We start from the raw sequence: 16,001 nt of genomic DNA on the forward strand, positions 1-16,001 counted from the left end.
TGATCCGTCGGGCGCCAATCGGCGTCCGAGGCGTTGAACCCCGGCAACGGCTGGGAGGATAGGATGCTGGACGACTTCATCGACAACCTGATCGCGAAGCTGATGACCGGCGCGGGCCTGATCATGGCCGCCGCCATCGCTGCGGTGACCGGCGCGATGGCGATCTACGCCTTCCTGGCCCCGCACCTGGGGCCGGCCTGGTCCTATGTCGTGGTCACGGCCCTGGCGGCCGCCACGGTGGCGATCTGGGGTCTGATGCAGAGGCAGCACCGCGCCAGGTCCAAGAAGCCGCCGTTCGAGCAGCGGTTGGTCGACCTGATCCAGGCCCACCCCAGCGGCGCCTTCGTCGCGGGCCTGGCCGCCGGCGTGCTGATCAAGGGCAAGCCGGCCCAGGCGCTGGACATCATCCGCGGCAAGTCCAAGGACCGCTGATCTCAGGCCGAGCAGGGCGCGGTTTCGCCGGTCGCCAGATCGATGCGGAAGCATTGCTCGCGGCCGGTCTCGGCGTCGCGCACGACGACCGCCACGACGTCATCCTCGTCGGGATCGCCGCCGAAGTCTTCCAGATAGGCCAGGGCGGCGGCCTCGGCCGTCGGCTCGTCGACGGCGCGACCATGGCGGCCGTGCGGATGGCGGGGACGGACGGTGAAGCTGGGCATGGCGGTCTCCTCGCCAGCACAACGCGCCGCGGCGAGACCGGATTCATCGCGCATGAAAAAGGCGGCGAGCCGAAGCGCGCCGCCGTTTCCTCAGGTCAGGACCAGATTGTATTCCGGCTTGGCGTAGGTCCCGATCAGGTCGACGCCGTAGACGTTGTGGGTGGCCTGGTCGGCGAAGAAGACGTCGGCCGACTTGGCGTAGACCCCGACGTTCTCGACCTGGGCGGCGGCCAGCAGCCAGCCGACCATCGCCGCCTTGGCGCCCTGGCCGTCGGCGGTGTCCTGAGCGTAGTAGGTGAGATACTGGCCGCGGGTCATGGTCAGGCCGTTGATGGTGACGTTGGCGTCCAAGATGTCGTGCAGCTTCTGGTCGCCGGGCGTGGCCCCGAAGATCGTCGCATAGGCCTTGCGAGTGGCCTCGAACAGCGTCAGCCCGCCATAGCTGGCGGTGAAGGCCGAGGCGGCCTCGCCGTTCTTGCCCAGATTCATGGCGAAGTTGATGTAGCGGTTCACGGTGTTGAAGCCGTCGTAATAGGCGCTGTTCAGGTTGGTCGGGTTGGGACCATCCGGCGCCAGCAGATAGTCCATGCCCAGCGTGGTCGGCGTCTTGCCGGTGAAGAATTGGTAGGAGAGGGCGGCCACGCCGCTGGTGGCGTCGGCGAGCGTCAGCACCTGGGCGATGGCGGCGGTGTGGTCGCCGCCTGCGGCCATGCCGGCCGCCAGGGACTGGGTGACCGCCTCGGCCCCGGTCGTGAAGGGCGTCAGGCGCAGCACGCTGCTCATGACCGCCGCCACCCGGCTGTCGACGACCGAGACCATACGGTCGCTGAAGACCAGGGTTTCGATGTTGATGATCGTGTCGGTGCCGTCGGCGCCGACGGTGTCCTTGATCGACCAGCCGCCGGTGGCCAGCGGATTGATGGCGTAGCCGGCGAAGCGGCCCGAATAGCCGGCCACATCCATGCCCAGCCCGCCGTTCAGGATGTCGTTGCCGCCGCCGCCGATGATCTGGTTGGCGAAGGCGTTGCCGTTGATGGTGTCGGCCGCCGAGCCGCCGATGGCGTTCTCGATCACCGCGCCCATGGCGATGGCGACGTTGCCGGTCTGGCCGCCGACGCTGGAGAAGAAGCCTTCGCGCAGGTCGATGGTCTGCGGAACGCGATAGCCGGAGAAGTCGAAGGTATCGACGCCGCCGGCGTCCCACACGGCGAAGACCAGCTTGGTGGCGGGCGAATTGGCCGAGAACCAGTCGCGGCCGGCGTTCGAGTTGAAGCCGTAGACCGTGTCACCCGTCCGGGTGGTCATGTTGGCGCCGTAGGCCACCTGGGCCGCGGCGATGTCGTCCAGCAAGGGCGCCGAGGCATAGACGCCGCCGAACGCGCCGCCGGTGTTGCCTTCGCCGAAGTAGGACATGACCGTGTACTGACGGCTGTCCTGATAATAGTCGGCGTTGGCCGCGTAGGTCAGGGTCTTGCCCGCCTCGGCGTCGTAGTCGGCCGGGTGGGCCAGGCCGATCGCGTGGCCCAGTTCGTGGACCAGCACCATGCCGCCATAGTTCGTGGGGGTCGGATTGGCGTTGTAGGACAGGCTGGAATTGATCCAGACATCGCCCGAGCGGCTGTTGAACGCAGCATTGCCCGGATAGAAGGCGAAGGCGGCCGCGCCGGACTCGCCGCTGCTGTAGTTGGCGAACAGGATCGAGGCGTTGTTGCTGTAGCCGCCCTCGGCGACGCGCACGAAGGTGATGTTGGCCACATCGGACCACGCTTGCAGCGCCTTCTCGGCCTGCAGGATCTGAGCGGCGTTGAACTGCGAGAAGCCGCTCACGCCGTTGGGCATGTCGTTGGGCGCGGTGGCGCGGTAGGCGTAGGTGACGGTCGCGCCGACATTGAACGCGTGGGACCAGCCGGGCTGATTGCCCAGCAGGCGCATCGCCGCTTCGGAGACGGTCAGGCTGGTCTTGCCCGCGACCACACCGCTGCGGGCGTCGGCATTGACGAAGCCATGCGCCTGCCCATCGTCGTCGATGGTGATGGCTTCAGGACGGTCGGCAAAAAACTCGGTGCGCAAACTCATACTCCAATCACCCGTCCCGGAAGTATGGCTAACCGCAATTTCTCCTGCAATCTTAGCTATTTGCGACAAGAGCGCGCAGCATTTCGGCCAAGCTAAGCGTCACCGCATCGTGGCTGTTCCGCCATAATTCTTACATTTGGGAACCCTCTGTGGCGCGACGGCCACACCCAAATCCGCACATGGCGCGTTTTGGTCGCATGGGTCCCGGGGAAGTCGGGCCTACGACTTACGTAGCAGAGGGTTTTATTATGAAAATGCGGTTGCTGGTCGGCGTCGCCGTCGTCGCGCTCGGCGCGGCCACGGGCGCTATGGCCCAAAGCGCCACGAGCGGCTGGTATGTCGCTGGCGACGCCGGCGTTCACTGGCCGGACGACGTGAAAGCCACGTCTACCAACAACTACAACTGGAACTTCGGCAGCGACCGCGATTGGACCGCGTTCGGCCGCCTGGGTTACAAGTTCACCCCGAACTGGCGCGTGGAAGCCGAATACGGCTACCGCGGCAGCGACATCACCAGCGTCCGCAGCGACAACGCCGCGGCGGCTCAGCCGGTCGGCCTCTGCACGGCCGGCGTGGGTCGCTCGCCCGCTTCGCCGACCTGCGGCGAGCCGAACGGTGAGTTCAAGGCCACCACCCTGATGGCCAACGTCATCTTCGACGCGGCTCCGAACTCGGCGATCAGCCCGTTCATCGGCGCCGGCGTCGGTACGGCCTGGGTGCATAACAAGGTGTACGGCCAGCTGGCCGGCGTTCCGGCTGGCGCTGCGCGCTTCCAGAACACCAGCTTCGACGACGTCGACCAAGCCTTCGCGATGCAAGGCATCGTCGGCGTGGCCTGGAACATCTCGGACAACTGGTCGATGGACCTGACGGGTCGCTACCTGCGCACCGCCAAGCTCGACTGGGGTTCGACCACGCAGAACGCCGGCCCGGCCGGTGGCTTCATCACCGACGTCGGCACCTTCTCGGGTCGCTACAAGGACAGCTCGGTGACCCTGGGTCTGCGCTACACGTTCGGCTCGGCTCCGCCGCCGCCGCCCCCGCCGCCCCCGCCTCCGCCGCCGCCCCCTCCGCCGCCCCCGCCGCCTCCGCCCCCGCCGCCGCCGGTCGCTCCGGCCTATGAGGCGCGCGAGTTCGTGGTCTACTTCCCGTTCGACCAATCGGTCCTGACGCCGGAAGCCCAGGCCGTGGTTCAGCAGGCTGCTGAATACGCCCGCGGCGGCAGCGCGACGCGCGTCGTGGTGACGGGTCACACCGACACCTCGGGCTCGGCCGCCTACAACCAGAAGCTCTCGGAACGCCGTGGTAAGGCCGTTGCCGATGGCCTGGTCAGCCAGGGCATCAACGCCACGACCGTCTCGGTCGACTGGAAGGGTGAAAGCGCTCCGGCCGTCGCGACCGGCGATGGCGTGAAGGAACCGCTGAACCGCCGTTCGACGGTCTCGATCAACTTCCAATAAGGAAGTCTTGATCGAAGGAATTGGGGGCTGGCCGCGAGGCTGGCCCCTTTTTCTTTGCGTGCGGGGGAAGGGCCCAAAACGAAAAGACGCTCCCGATGGGGTTCGGGAGCGTCAAATTTCGGCGGACCAAGAGGGCGGAGGACCGCCGAGACGCGCTCGGCGTTAAGGGCCCCGAGCACGTGATCATCGCCCCAAGCGGAGGGTCTCCGCCGTGCGATAACCGTGTTCGACTATACGCCGGTACTCGCGTCAGGCGAGTCGAAACGGCGCCAATTCGCCATCTGCGACAAATGGCGCGGCAGCGGCGAGGGAATGTCCAGAGCCTCGGCGATCAGGTGTTCGGCCAGCAATGGCGCCAGACACAGGCCGCGCGAGCCCAGACCCGTCAGCACCAGCACGCCGTCGTCGCGGATCCCGGCCAGCGGCAAGCGGTCGGGCGTGGTGGCGCGCACCGCGGCGCGGCCCTCGAACGCCTTGTCCTTCAGCTGTTCGGCCAAATCCGGGAGGCCCTTGGCGAGGGTGGCGAGGTTGCGCTGGTGGTCTTCGGTCCGCACATCGGTGTCGGTCTGGTCGCGATCATGGGTCGCGCCAAACAGCACGCCATTGCGGGTCGGGACGGCATAGCCGCCGAAGGCGACCGCAGGGGTCGAGGCGTCGGTCGTCCAGCTCGTCTGGCCCCGCACGGGGCGCAGGCGGACGGCAGAGTCCAGACGGCCCGTCGCGGCGCCGCTGGCCAGGGCGACGCGGTCGGCCCGGACGATCAGATCGCCAGCCTCGTCCAGCAAGAGCCAGCCGTCTGCGTTCCGCTCCAATCTGGCGACCCGGCGGCGGACGCGGTCTCCGGACCAGGCCGCCGTCAGGAGGGGGGGCTCGATCACCAGCGCCGACCGCATGGCCAGGGCGCCGACTTGCGTCGCGGTCATGGTCCCGGGCTCGAACAGGTCCTGGCCGGCGACGGTGGCGAAGCGGGCCGGGTCGCGCTCGGCGGCCGGCAGCTGCAGCACCTCGCGGGCGATGACGACGCCGGGGGTCTCTTCATAGAGCTGGACGGCGCGGGCGAAGGCCTGAGCGTAAAGCGCCGCGCGCGGGCCGCCGCCGGCGTCGAGGGCGGGCGTAACCAGGCCGGCCGGATTACCCGAGGCCGCGACGCCGTCCGGATCGTCGATCACGGTGACGGTCAGCCCCTCGGCGCGCGCTGCGCGGGCCAAAGAGGCGCCGGCGACGCCGCCGCCCACGATCGCCAGGCTAGTGGGGCGTACGGCTTCGTCGCGCTGGCCCGGCAGCCACGCCTCCAGACGCTCGCGCTTGCGGCCGAAGCCTCGGCGTTTGGCGATCTCGAAGCCGGCTGCCTCCAGACCCCGTCGCACGGCGCCGGCCACGGTGAAGGTCGCCGCCCTGGCGCCCGGCGCCGAGCGCGCGGCGACGGCGGCCAACACCTCTTCGCGCCACATGGCGGGGTTCAGGGCGGGCGAGAAGCCGTCCAGGAACCAGGCGTCGGCTGCGCCATCCCAGGCCTGCAGGGCCTCGACCACATCCATGACGGCTAGATCCAGCACGGCGTCGAATTCGGGAAGCTCGACCCGGTGGAAGCCGCGCGCCTGGCCGGGCCAGCGGTCGAGCAGCGCCTGAGCGGCTTGGCCCAGTTCGGGCCAGTGGGCCAGGATGCGGGCGGCCTCGTCGCGGGCCAGAGGGTGGGCCTCGATCGAGAAGATGTGCAGGCGACCGTTCGCCGGCTTCTCGCGCCGCCACAGGTCCAGCAGGGCGGCGATGTTCAGGCCCGAACCGAAGCCCAGCTCGCCGACCACGAAGTCGCGGCGGTCGGCGAAGCGTTCGGGAAGACCGCAGCCGGTCAGGAACACCGCCCGGGTCTCGGCCAGGCCGTCGACGCTGGAGAAATAGACGTCGCCGTACAGGCTCGACTGCGGCAGGCCGTCCTCGCGCCAGACGAGGGGGGAAGGGGTGTTGGGTTCCATCGGCCTGCTAGAGCGCCGAGGCGGTATGGGCGTCAACGAAAAAGGGCCGCCTTAAGGAGGCGGCCCTTCGATCTCGAAGCGTTGGGATAGCGCTTAGTGCGCGGCCTTCTTTTCTTCGGGCGGCTTGGCGTCGGCGGCGGCTTCGGCCGAAGCGGCGACCGAAGTGGCGCCGGTGGCGGCGGCGTCGTTGGCGGTCTGGGTCGCGGCGTCGGCGGGATCGACGGGCGCAGCGGCGGCGTCGGCGGCGGCCTTGTTGGCGTCGGCGGCGGCCTGGTCCTGGGCCGAGGCGGCGTCGGTCACGGTGCTGGCGTCAGCGGCGGCGGCCTTGGCGGCGGCGCTGTCGTGCTCGGCCTCGTCCTTCTTGCCGCAGGCGGCCAGCGACAGGGCCGAGACGGCCATGCCGGCGATCAGGATCTTGCGAATGGTGGTCATCGGTTTCCCCTTGGAACTTGGTCCAAAGGGAATACCGGTTCGAAAGCCCGCGCAAGCGCGAGCGGCCGTGCGCAAGATGTCTTATTCGTTAGGGATCTGCGACAGAGCCTCTTCCAGCTCGGCGAAGCTGGGCTGGGCCGAGCTCGGCACGTTGCCGCGACCGATCTCGACCGAGATCTGGGCGGCGTTGCCGTGCAGGTGGGCGACCAGGACGGCCTGGATGATCTTGTAGAAGGCGTGGTCCTCGTCCAGCACCGCGCCCAGGCGCTGGGCCATCGGGCCGACCAGGCCATAGGCCATGAACACGCCCATGAACGTACCGACCAGAGCGCCGCCGATCATGCCGCCCAGGACGGCCGGCGGTTCGGTGATCGAGCCCATGGTCTTGATGACGCCCAGCACGGCCGCGACGATGCCCAGGGCGGGCAGGCCGTCAGACAGCATGGTCAGGGCGTGGGCGGCCTGGTGGGCCTCGTGGTGGTGCTTCTCGAGTTGCTTCTCCATCGCGTCCTCGACCTGGTGGGGATCCTCCAGGTTCATGGTCATCATCCGCAGGGTGTCGCAGATGAAGTCGACGGCGAAGTGGTCGTGGGCGATCTTGGGATAACGCGAGAAGATCGTGCTTTCCTGCGGCTTCTCGATGTGGGCTTCCAGGGCGATGACGCCCTTGGACTTCATCGTCTTGGTCAGCAGGAACAGCAGGGACAGCAGGTCGCGATAGTCCTGCGGCTTCCACTTGGGACCCTTGAAGATCTTGCCGAAGCCGCCGAGCGTGGCCTTGATGACCGTCATCGAGTTGGAAATCAGGAAGGCGGCGACGCCCGCGCCGCCGATGGCCATCAGTTCGTGCGGCGCGGCGTGAATGATCACGTCCATCTTGCCGCCGGAGATGATGTAGCTGCCAAACACCAGGCCGAAGAGCAGCACGATGCCGATGATCTGGAACATGGTGGAAGGCGACCCCGAGAATGACGGGGCATCATCACGATTAATGATTAATCCAAGGTTCCCGGCCGATCGGACCCTTCACGAAGGGCCTGCGACACATTGCGCACGTCGCCAGGGGCGTCTAACAACTGTTTGATGACTAGCGGGACCCAAGAAGCCCGGGACAACCGGCGCCCTTTCATGATCCTCTTCGGCGTGTCGGTCGCGACCGCCCTGGGGAACACCGGCATGTTGTCCGTGCTTCCCGCCATTGGCCGCGAGATCGGCATCCCCGACGCCATGGTCGCGGCGATCTTCTCCCTGTCGGCCGTGCTGTGGGCGGCGACCTCGCCGATCTGGGCGCGGCAGTCGGACCTGCGCGGGCGCAAGCCGCTGATCATGCTGGGCCTGGCGGGTTTCTGCACCTCGATGATCCTGTGCGCGATCGTGGTCTCGGCCGGCCTGCATCACCTGGCTCCGCCGATGGTGATCTTCGTGCTGTTCCTGCTGTGCCGGGCGCTGTTCGGCGCGTTCGGCTCGGCCGCCAATCCCGCCACCCAGGCCTATATGGCCGAGCGCACCAGCCGCGAGGAGCGCACCCAGAGCATGGCCACCCTGGCCGGCGCCTTCGGCCTGGGCACGGTGGTCGGTCCGCTGCTGGCGCCGCTGTTCGTGCTGCCGGGCGTGGGCCTGGCCGGGCCGATGTTCGCCTTCGCCATCCTGGCCGGCGTGATGCTGGCGGTGGTCCATCGCGGCCTGCCCGAGGTCGCCAAGCCCAACGGCGGCGAGCGGCCGCCCCGTCGGCGGCTGGAGCTGCCCTGGCGCGGCGAGAGCGCAGCCCTGTGGCGCGATCCGCGCCTGAAGCCCTTCCTGATCTACGGGTTCCTGGTCGCCTCGTGCCAGACGGCCCAGACCCAGACCCTGGGCTTCCTGATCATCGACAAGCTGGGCCTGCCGCCGACCCAGGCCCAGGGCTACATCACCCTGGCCATGGCGGCGGGCGCGGTCGCAGGCCTGCTGGCGCAATGGGGCCTGATCCGCATGTTCCGTATGGGCCCGCGCGAGCTGATGCGCTGGGGCGTGGCCGCGGCGGCGCTGGGCAATATCGTGGTGGCCTTCGCGCCGGACTATGCGGCCGTGGCCATCGGCTATGCGATCGCCAGCCTGGGCTACGGCTTCGCGCGGCCGGGCTTCACGGCGGGCGCGTCGCTGTCGGTCGAGGCCAAGGACCAGGCCGGCGCGGCGGGCGCCATCGCCGCCATCAACGGCCTGAACGTGGTGGTCGCCCCGCTGTTCGTGCTGCTGTACGAGCAGATCGGCTGGGGGCCCTTCGTGCTGAACGCCGTCGTGCTGGCGGCGCTGGTCGTCTACGCCATCCGCCAGTCGCAGCTGCGCTCGGTCAACCAGGTCGACGCCGACAAGGAAGCGACGCTGGCCGGGCTCGAGCGGTCGGACGAGGGCGGCGTCTAGGCCGTCATCCGCTCCAGAGCCGAGCGGTCCTGCAGCACCACGTGGCGGACGGTCGGCAGGGCGATCAGGCCCTCGTCCTGCAGGCTGGTCAGGGTGCGCGACACCGTTTCGATGGTCAGGCCCAGATAGTCGGCCATGTCCTGGCGGCTCATCGGCACGTCCAGCTCGGCCTTGGCGTGGGTGCGTTCGGCGATGTCCAGCAGCAGGCCGGCGACGCGTTCGCAAGCCGAGCGACGGCCCAGCATCAGCACGTGGTCCTGGCTGCGCTGCAGGCCCTCGGCCGTCAGGCGGAAGATGGCGCGGGCCGCATCGCCGCGCTGGGCGGCCAGGTCGCTGAGGGCGCCGCGGCGGATCATCCGCACGGTGGTGTCGGCCATGGCCTCGGCCGTCACGCGATGGACGTCGCTCAGCTCCAGGCCGAAATGGTCGCCGGCGAAGTGGAACTCGTCGATCTGGCGGCGGCCGTCGCGCAGGATGCGGTAGGTGCGCACTGCGCCCGAGACCACTTGGTAGACGTAGTCGGCCGCCTCGCCCTCGCCGAAGATCTCTTCGTCGCGGACGAAGCGCGGGCAGGCGCCGCCGAAGACGGCGTCGAGGCCGAAGGCCGGTTGAGCGGTGGCGGTGCGGATCGGAGACAACATGGAAACCCCCTGTGACCATGCGGTTATTGCGCCAAAGCAAATGCCGCGAAATTCGGGAGGCTCCCCTAGGGAGGCTACCGCTAAGGGAAACCCCTTAGTGGCGCGTCCTGACCCCCTCCGGTTTGATCCGGATCAAGGCGTGCGGCGACATGCTGGCGAAACATGCACCCCATGTGCGACCGGTCCGTCCCGTCGGACGGCGATGCGGTCCGTCCCCTGATCCTGCTGCTGGTGGATGACGAACCTCTGCGTGAGGCGCTGAAGTTCTCGCTGGAGACCGACGGCTATGCGGTCAATGCGCCCGACTGCGTCGACGCCTGTGCGGCCTGTGTCGAGTGCCGGGCGGCGGCCTGTGTGGTCATCGACGATGGCTTGAGCCCCCTGCCGCCGCCCGCCGCGGGGCGGCCGACGATCGTGCTGACGGGGGATCCCGAGCGGCTGGTTCGTCGCGGCGTGGTCGGGGTGACCGTGGTGGAAAAGCCGCTGCTGGACGATGCGCTGGCCAGGGAGCTGTCGCATTTGGTGGCGCGGGGCTAGCAGCGCCCCCTCCGGCCCTTTGGGCCACCTCCCCCGCTTCGCAGGGGAGGAGAGACGGCTTTCCTCACCCGTGAAACGGGGGAGGTGGATCGATGCGGACACGTATCGAGACGGAGGGGGCGCTTGGCCCCGTCCCTCAATCCCCCCGCGCGGATAACGTCATCCGCACCAGCGCCGCCAGATTGTCCGCCTGCATCTTGGTCATGAGCTTGGCGCGATAGATCTCGACGGTGCGTGGGCTGATGCCCAGTTCGCGAGCGATGACCTTGTTGGCGTGGCCGGCGACGACGCCGTCCAACACCTGGCGCTCGCGCTCGGACAGGGTCTCGATGCGCTTGAGGGTGGCGGTCTGGTCGTTGGACGCCGGCGCGACCTCGATCGACTTGAAGGCCCGACCCAGAGCGTCGAGCATCCGCGATTCCGAGAACGGCTTCTCGATGAAGTCCACGACCCCCGAGCGCATGGCCTCGACGGCCATCGGGATGTCGCCATGGCCCGTGATCATCACGATCGGCATCTTGACCTTCAGCGCGCCCAGCCGGGCGACCAGCTCCTGGCCGCTCATTTCGGGCATGCGCACGTCGGTGATGATCACGCCCGGGGAAGCGTTGGCCAGGGCCTCGAGAAAGGCCGGAGCGCTGGCGTAGGACACGACCTCGAAATCGGCCGACTCCAGCAGGAAAGCCAGGGACTCGCGGGCGCTCTCATCGTCGTCGACCACGTGGACGACCTGTGTCGCGTCACTCATCGGCTGTCTCCTCATGCTCTTCGAACTGCCCGGCCGGCGGCAGGGTAAAGTGGAACAGGGCGCCGCCGCCCGGATTGGCCTCGGCCCAGATCCGGCCGCCATGGGCCTCGATGATCGAGCGCGAGATGGAAAGGCCGACCCCCATGCCCTGCGGCTTGGTGGTCATGAACGGCTGGAACAGGCGCTCCAGGATCTCGTCGGCGATGCCGGGACCCTTGTCGGCGACGGTGACCCGCGACCAGCCCTCGTCGGTCAGGGCGGTGCTGATCAGAAGGCCGCGCTTGCGGGGCTCCTCGGACTGCATGGCGTCGATGCCGTTGCGGATCAGGTTCAGCAGCACCTGCTGCACCTGAACACGGTCGGCATAGACCGCGTCGGCCTGGGGCGCGAGGTTCAGGCGCACGTCGACCTGACGCTCCTTCTCGCCGATGAGGGCCAGGGCGCTGGCTTCCTCGATCAGCTTGGACAGGCTCTCGACGGCGCGCTCGCTGGCCCCGCGGCGGACGAAGTCGCGCATGCGGTGGATGACCTCGCCGGCCCGCAGCGCCTGGGCGGCGGCGCGGTCGATGGCGTCGCGGATCTTGACCTGGTCGGCCTCGCGGCCGCGGTCCATCAGGCGGCGCGAGCCGGTCAGCAGGTTGGCGATGGCCGACAGGGGCTGGTTCAGCTCGTGGGCCAGGGTCGAGGCCATCTCGCCCATGGCGGTCAGGCGCGAGACGTGGACCAGCTCGTTCTGCAGCTCCTGCAGGCGGGTCTCGGTCTCCTGCGTCTCGGTCAGGTCGCGGACGAAGCCGGTATAGGAAGGGACGGGGCCCTTGGTCTCGCCGACCGCCAGCTCCATGGGAAAGGTCGTGCCGTCCTTGCGGGCCCCGACCACGACGCGGCCGGCGCCGATGATCCGCTTGTCGCCGGTGCGGTGATAGCGCTGGATGTAGCCGTCGTGGGCAGAGCGGTAGGGCTCGGGCATCAGCATCTCGACGTTGCGGCCGACGACTTCCTTGGCCGTCCAGCCGAACATCCGCTCGGCGGCGGGGCTGAACGAGGTCATGATCCCGGCGCGGTCGATGACCACCACGCCGTCGGGCACGGTGTCGAGGATCGAGCGCAGGTGGTCGTTGATCGAGGCCGCCCGCCGCCGCGCGGCATGGAACCAGCCGCCGCCGATGGCCATGCCGAAGCCGACCGACAGGAAGATCGCCGCCGACAGGCCGCTGACCAGGTCGAACGGGATGTCGCGCGTCACCCACCACACCGTTCCCCAGGCGAAGGTCGTGGCGAAGATGCCGGGACCCAGACCCCCCAAGGCCGCGGCGATCAGCACCGCGGGCACGAACAGCAGGAACGAGGAGGGGGCGGTGAAGGCCTCGGGCAGGTACAGGCGCGCGGTCGCCGTCGCCATCACCGCCGCGAAGGCGGCCAGGTACGCGGTCGGATGCGGATCGCTGTAAAGGGTCGAGGACAGGCCCCGGGTAGGCGTCATCGGCGGGGCGACTCCAGCAGAACCTCGTGGGAGGGACTTGGGGCCTTTATAGCCGGGCGCAATTGACGAAGGTCAAGGCGGGGAAGAGATCGCGGGAACACTGTCGGGTCTTCAAGCAATGGAGACGTTTCATGACTGGCGGTCAAACGGCATATCTCGGACTGGTGATCGCGGCCTTCTCGGCCTTTATCGTGGTCCTGTTCGTCACCCACATCCGGGTGAACCTGAAATAGCGCGTCCTCATGACGTGGAAACCAGGCCCGGCGGCCAGATCGCCGGGCCTTTTTCTTGCGCGCTCATCGCCAGGACGCGGTCGCAGATCGCGGCGGGAGCGGGGCGGTGGCTGATCAAGACGAGGCCCTGACCGGTGCGGTCCAGGCGTTGCTCCAGGCGCTCGACGACGCGGGCCTCGGTGACGGGGTCCAAGCCCTCGGTCGGCTCGTCCAGCAGCAACCAGGCGGCGTCGCGCAGATAGGCGCGGGCCAGGGCCAGGCGACGGCGCTCGCCGCCCGACAGCCGCTCGCCATCGTCGCCCAGGAAGGCCGACAGGCCGCCAGGCGCGGCGCGCACGCGGTCGGCCAGGGCGGCGTCTTCCAGCACGGCCCAAAGTTGGTCATCGGTCGCGCTCGGGGCGGCCAGGCGCAGGTTGTCGCGCACCGTGCCGGCGATCAGGCCGGCGTCCTGCGGCAGCCAGGCGAACAGGCTGCGGGCGACGGCCGAGCCCTCGCCGCGCAGGCCCAGCAGGGTCTCGACGGCGGTGGTCTTGCCACAGCCGGACGGACCGACAACGGCCAGGCGCTCGCCGGACCGTAGGGCCTGGCCCAGCAAGGTAGGAGCGGCGGCGGGCGTGCTCGCCGACTGCGGGCGATGCTGCAGGATGGCGTCCAGGCGCTTGTGGGCCTCGCCGGCGGCGCCGTCCTGGTCGAGCGCGGCGGCCAGTCCGGCCAGGACCTCGATGCTCATCGCGGCGGCCAAGCCGGCGAGAGCGGCCAACGGCGCGCCGGCCGGGATGGCGGCGGCCATGGCGGCAGCGACCGTCACGCCGGTGATGGCCGCCTGGCTGGCGGCGATCAGGCCCTGGGCGCGAGCCGCGGCCAAGCGGGCGTCCTCCAGGTCGGTCGCACGGGCGTTCAGGGTCTCGCCGGCCCAGGCCTCCAGGCCGTAGGCGCGCAGCTCAGCCGACGCGGCGACCAGGCTGGCGGTGGTCTCCTTCAGCGCGCCTATCCGGCTCTGGACCGCCGCGCGGGCGGGGGCCGAGCGGCGGCGGGCGATGGCGCGGGCGGCCAGCATGGCGCCGGTCGCGCCGCTGAGGATCGCCAGCGCCGGCAGCCAGCCGGCCAGCACCGCCATGGCGACGGCGGCCGACAGGCCCGCGCCGGCGCTCCACGGCGCGGACAGGCGCACGAAGCGGGTCTCGACGGCGTCGACATCCTGCACCAGCCGGGCCGAGGCCTCGCCACGCGACATCGTCAGCGACTGGGACGGCGGGGCGGCGGCCAGGCTCTCGAACACGGCCGGACGAATGGCGGCCAGGGCCCGCAGGGCGGCGGTGTGGCCCGCCAGCCGCTCGCCGTAGCGGGCGGCGGTGCGCAGGATGGCCAGCAGGCGGATCATGGCGCTGGGGATCAGCACATTGAAGGTATGGGCGACGGCCAGGCCCGCTGCGCCCGCGGCGGCGCTGGCCACGATGAACCAGCCGGACAGACCCAGCAGGATGGTCGAAGCCGCCCCGACCACGACGGCGCTTAGCACCGCCAGTGCCAGGGCCTCGGCGCGTTCGCGCCGCTGGGCGCGGATCAGCTCTTCCAACGGGCTCATAGGCGCACGACCTTGTCGGCGAGGGCCGCCACGGCTTCGGAATGGGTGGCGATCAGGGTGGTGCGGCCGCGGGCAGCGGCGCGGATGGCGCCCAGCAGTTGGGTCTCGCTGGCGAGTTCCAGATTGGCGGTCGGCTCGTCCAGCAGCAGGATCGGGGCGGGTTTGAGCAGGGCGCGGGCCAGGGACAGGCGCCGGCGCTCGCCGCCGGACAGGCCGCTGCCGCGCTCGTCGAGCACGAAGTCGAGGCCGCCGGGGCGGTCGAGGATCAGGCCGACGGCCTGGGCGGCGGCCTCGATCTCGGCGCGGGGGGCGTCGCGGCGGGAGAGGGCGATGTTGTCGGCGATGGAGGCGGGCAGGATCAGCGGCGACTGGCCGGCCCAGGCGATGTCGGCCGCCAGGTTCGCGCGGACCTCGCCGTCGGCCAGGATCGCGCCCTCGGTCAGGGGGGCGAGGTCCAGCAGCAGGTTCAGCAGCGAGCTCTTGCCTGCGCCGCTGGCCCCGACCAGGGCGATGATGGCGCCGGCGGGAACGGTGAGGTCGAACTTCGACAGGGCCGGCATGTCGGCGTCGGGATAGCGGATCGTGACGCCGTCGAACTGGATCGTTGGCGCCTTGGCCAGCGGCGCGACGGCGGGCTTGGCCGGGGGCGCTTCGAAGGCGACGAGCCGCGCGGCGGCGGCCTCGGCGGCCTGGCGGTCGTGATAGGCGGCGGCCAGGCGGCGCATCGGCGCGTAGACTTCCGGCGCCAGGGCCAGGACGAAGAAGGCGCGTTTCAGGTCCAGCGTCTCGGGGACCGGGAAGGGCAGCAGGCGCAGCAGGTTGAAGCCGCAGTAGACTGCGACCAGGGCCACCGACAGGGCGGCGAAGAACTCTAGCGCCGCCGAGGAGATGAAGGCCACGCGCAGCACGCGGATGGTGCGTTCGGCCAGTTCCGAGGCTGAGCGGCCCAGGGCCTTGGTCGTCGTCCCCTCGGCCTGGAAGGCCAGCACCACCGGCAGGGCGCGGACGCGGTCGAGGAACAGGCCCGACAGGCGCTCCAGGGCCTGGAACTGAGCGCGGGCCTCGGCGGCGGCGGCCGTGCCGGCGAAGATCATGGCGATGATGAAGGGAATGAGCGTAGCCAGCATGATCGCCGCCGCGATCGGGCTGGCGAAGGCGGCGGCAGCGATCAGCACCAGCGGCAGGACGGCGGCGGCCAGCTTGGTCGGCAGGAAGCGCGCGAACAGGCCGTCCAGGGCCTCGACCCCTTCGACGAGGGCGGTGAGCGCTTGGCCGGCCGAACGACGCGGACCGCCGAACACCGAGCGGGCCAGGTCCACCCGCAGGCTGGCCTTGGCCTGAGCGGCGGCGCGGGCCCCGGCCTCTGCCCCGACATAGGTGAGCAGGGCGCGAAAGAGACAGGCGACGATGACCAGCAGCAGCCAGCCGGCGATCGTCACTGGACCTCTGTGCGAAGCAACGGCGTCGACCGAGAAGGCCAGGCCCGCGGCGAAGGCGACGGCGGCCAAGCCGTCCAGCAGACCGGCGGCGCGGGCTCGGCCCATGGCCGATCCGCCGCCGCTCCGCGACAGGCGCGCCAGCCATGCCTTGCCCGGTTCTTGGGCCCTTTCTGGGGCCTTCGCGGGCTTGGCGGGGGAGCGGTCAAACTGGGCTATGCGGGCCGTCATGGGTTGAGTGTAGGCTGTGTCGGTCATCATTCCTTGATCGGAATCAAGGTTTCGAGGGGGTAGTCGATCTAGGGCTTGGCTCTGGCTCGGCGCGTTCCTCGCCGTTCGTCACG

The 16,001-nt window shown here is 69.7% G+C and carries 15 protein-coding genes; 5 read left to right on the forward strand and 10 right to left on the reverse strand.

The window, feature by feature from the left end; all coding sequences use genetic code 11:
- The first annotated feature begins 63 nt into the window (after positions 1–63).
- On the forward strand, positions 64–432 hold the full coding sequence (locus E1H18_RS17205; RefSeq protein WP_172270705.1) for a hypothetical protein: 369 nt from the start codon (positions 64–66) through the stop codon (positions 430–432).
- Positions 433–434: 2 nt separating this feature from the next.
- Here E1H18_RS17205 and E1H18_RS17210 read toward each other — a convergent pair whose 3' ends face one another.
- Complete coding sequence (locus E1H18_RS17210) at positions 435–659, reverse strand: DUF5961 family protein (RefSeq protein ID WP_172270707.1); 225 nt, start codon at positions 657–659, stop codon at positions 435–437.
- A 90-nt stretch (positions 660–749) separates the two neighbouring features.
- Positions 750–2,729, reverse strand: a complete 1,980-nt coding sequence (locus E1H18_RS17215; RefSeq protein ID WP_304515719.1) for a M10 family metallopeptidase — start codon at positions 2,727–2,729, stop codon at positions 750–752.
- 254 nt (positions 2,730–2,983) lie between these two features.
- Here E1H18_RS17215 and E1H18_RS27195 point away from each other — a divergent pair, with 254 nt between their 5' ends.
- A complete protein-coding gene (locus E1H18_RS27195) occupies positions 2,984–4,195 on the forward strand; it encodes an OmpA family protein (protein ID WP_172270711.1) in 1,212 nt (403 codons plus the stop codon).
- Between the two features lie 230 nt (positions 4,196–4,425).
- Here E1H18_RS27195 and mnmD read toward each other — a convergent pair whose 3' ends face one another.
- From mnmD to motA, 3 genes are all read right to left on the reverse strand, one after another.
- Entirely contained in the window at positions 4,426–6,168 is a 1,743-nt protein-coding gene (gene mnmD, locus E1H18_RS17225) for a tRNA (5-methylaminomethyl-2-thiouridine)(34)-methyltransferase MnmD (protein ID WP_172270713.1), read from the reverse strand.
- A gap of 93 nt (positions 6,169–6,261) precedes the next feature.
- Positions 6,262–6,600 (reverse strand): hypothetical protein, encoded by a 339-nt coding sequence (locus E1H18_RS17230; protein WP_172270715.1) that lies wholly within the window; start codon positions 6,598–6,600, stop codon positions 6,262–6,264.
- An 81-nt stretch (positions 6,601–6,681) separates the two neighbouring features.
- The gene (gene motA / locus E1H18_RS17235; RefSeq protein WP_172270717.1) at positions 6,682–7,548 is read right to left on the reverse strand and encodes a flagellar motor stator protein MotA; all 867 of its coding nucleotides are present in this window, start codon (positions 7,546–7,548) and stop codon (positions 6,682–6,684) included.
- Between the two features lie 135 nt (positions 7,549–7,683).
- On the opposite strand from motA, the gene E1H18_RS17240 reads away from it, so the two are divergent.
- Positions 7,684–8,997: an MFS transporter gene (locus E1H18_RS17240; RefSeq protein ID WP_172270718.1), complete on the forward strand. Its 1,314-nt coding sequence runs from the start codon at positions 7,684–7,686 to the stop codon at positions 8,995–8,997.
- On the opposite strand, the gene E1H18_RS17245 is transcribed toward E1H18_RS17240, so the two are convergent.
- A complete protein-coding gene (locus E1H18_RS17245) occupies positions 8,994–9,638 on the reverse strand; it encodes a helix-turn-helix domain-containing protein (protein ID WP_172270720.1) in 645 nt (214 codons plus the stop codon). The two genes, E1H18_RS17240 and E1H18_RS17245, sit on opposite strands and share 4 nt — an antisense overlap.
- 171 nt (positions 9,639–9,809) lie before the next feature.
- Here E1H18_RS17245 and E1H18_RS17250 point away from each other — a divergent pair, with 171 nt between their 5' ends.
- On the forward strand, positions 9,810–10,175 hold the full coding sequence (locus tag E1H18_RS17250) for a nucleoside transporter (RefSeq protein ID WP_304515720.1): 366 nt from the start codon (positions 9,810–9,812) through the stop codon (positions 10,173–10,175).
- A gap of 136 nt (positions 10,176–10,311) precedes the next feature.
- Here the strand turns inward: E1H18_RS17250 and fixJ are convergent, their stop codons facing one another.
- Both fixJ and E1H18_RS17260 read right to left on the reverse strand, forming a co-directional pair.
- On the reverse strand, positions 10,312–10,923 hold the full coding sequence (gene fixJ / locus E1H18_RS17255; protein ID WP_172270724.1) for a response regulator FixJ: 612 nt from the start codon (positions 10,921–10,923) through the stop codon (positions 10,312–10,314).
- Positions 10,916–12,403: a PAS domain S-box protein gene (locus E1H18_RS17260; RefSeq protein WP_172270726.1), complete on the reverse strand. Its 1,488-nt coding sequence runs from the start codon at positions 12,401–12,403 to the stop codon at positions 10,916–10,918. Before E1H18_RS17260 ends, fixJ begins: the two co-directional genes overlap by 8 nt.
- Before the next feature lie 131 nt (positions 12,404–12,534).
- Between E1H18_RS17260 and E1H18_RS17265 the strand changes: the two genes are divergently transcribed.
- Complete coding sequence (locus E1H18_RS17265; protein WP_172270728.1) at positions 12,535–12,636, forward strand: hypothetical protein; 102 nt, start codon at positions 12,535–12,537, stop codon at positions 12,634–12,636.
- Positions 12,637–12,643: 7 nt separating this feature from the next.
- On the opposite strand, the gene E1H18_RS17270 is transcribed toward E1H18_RS17265, so the two are convergent.
- Together E1H18_RS17270 and cydD are read right to left on the reverse strand one after the other, a co-directional pair.
- On the reverse strand, positions 12,644–14,221 hold the full coding sequence (locus E1H18_RS17270; RefSeq protein WP_172270730.1) for an amino acid ABC transporter ATP-binding/permease protein: 1,578 nt from the start codon (positions 14,219–14,221) through the stop codon (positions 12,644–12,646).
- Positions 14,218–15,918 carry a thiol reductant ABC exporter subunit CydD gene (gene cydD / locus E1H18_RS17275; protein WP_370526540.1) on the reverse strand — a complete coding sequence of 567 codons (1,701 nt, stop codon included), beginning with the start codon at positions 15,916–15,918 and terminating at the stop codon, positions 14,218–14,220. The genes E1H18_RS17270 and cydD overlap by 4 nt, the downstream gene beginning before the upstream one ends.
- Positions 15,919–16,001: the final 83 nt, after the last annotated feature.

The sequence above is a fragment of the Caulobacter sp. RHG1 genome (assembly GCF_013181195.1).
Lineage (GTDB): Bacteria > Pseudomonadota > Alphaproteobacteria > Caulobacterales > Caulobacteraceae > Caulobacter.

Coding starts and splice junctions, on each gene's coding strand:
- mnmD (WP_172270713.1), bottom strand. CDS start 6,168: ATGGAACCCAACACCCCTTCCCCCCTCGTCTGGCGCGAGGACGGCCTG.
- E1H18_RS17260 (WP_172270726.1), bottom strand. CDS start 12,403: ATGACGCCTACCCGGGGCCTGTCCTCGACCCTTTACAGCGATCCGCAT.
- E1H18_RS27195 (WP_172270711.1), top strand. CDS start 2,984: ATGAAAATGCGGTTGCTGGTCGGCGTCGCCGTCGTCGCGCTCGGCGCG.
- fixJ (WP_172270724.1), bottom strand. CDS start 10,923: ATGAGTGACGCGACACAGGTCGTCCACGTGGTCGACGACGATGAGAGC.
- E1H18_RS17245 (WP_172270720.1), bottom strand. CDS start 9,638: ATGTTGTCTCCGATCCGCACCGCCACCGCTCAACCGGCCTTCGGCCTC.
- cydD (WP_370526540.1), bottom strand. CDS start 15,918: ATGATGACCGACACAGCCTACACTCAACCCATGACGGCCCGCATAGCC.
- motA (WP_172270717.1), bottom strand. CDS start 7,548: ATGTTCCAGATCATCGGCATCGTGCTGCTCTTCGGCCTGGTGTTTGGC.
- E1H18_RS17240 (WP_172270718.1), top strand. CDS start 7,684: ATGACTAGCGGGACCCAAGAAGCCCGGGACAACCGGCGCCCTTTCATG.
- E1H18_RS17210 (WP_172270707.1), bottom strand. CDS start 659: ATGCCCAGCTTCACCGTCCGTCCCCGCCATCCGCACGGCCGCCATGGT.
- E1H18_RS17230 (WP_172270715.1), bottom strand. CDS start 6,600: ATGACCACCATTCGCAAGATCCTGATCGCCGGCATGGCCGTCTCGGCC.
- E1H18_RS17265 (WP_172270728.1), top strand. CDS start 12,535: ATGACTGGCGGTCAAACGGCATATCTCGGACTGGTGATCGCGGCCTTC.
- E1H18_RS17250 (WP_304515720.1), top strand. CDS start 9,810: ATGTGCGACCGGTCCGTCCCGTCGGACGGCGATGCGGTCCGTCCCCTG.
- E1H18_RS17270 (WP_172270730.1), bottom strand. CDS start 14,221: ATGAGCCCGTTGGAAGAGCTGATCCGCGCCCAGCGGCGCGAACGCGCC.
- E1H18_RS17205 (WP_172270705.1), top strand. CDS start 64: ATGCTGGACGACTTCATCGACAACCTGATCGCGAAGCTGATGACCGGC.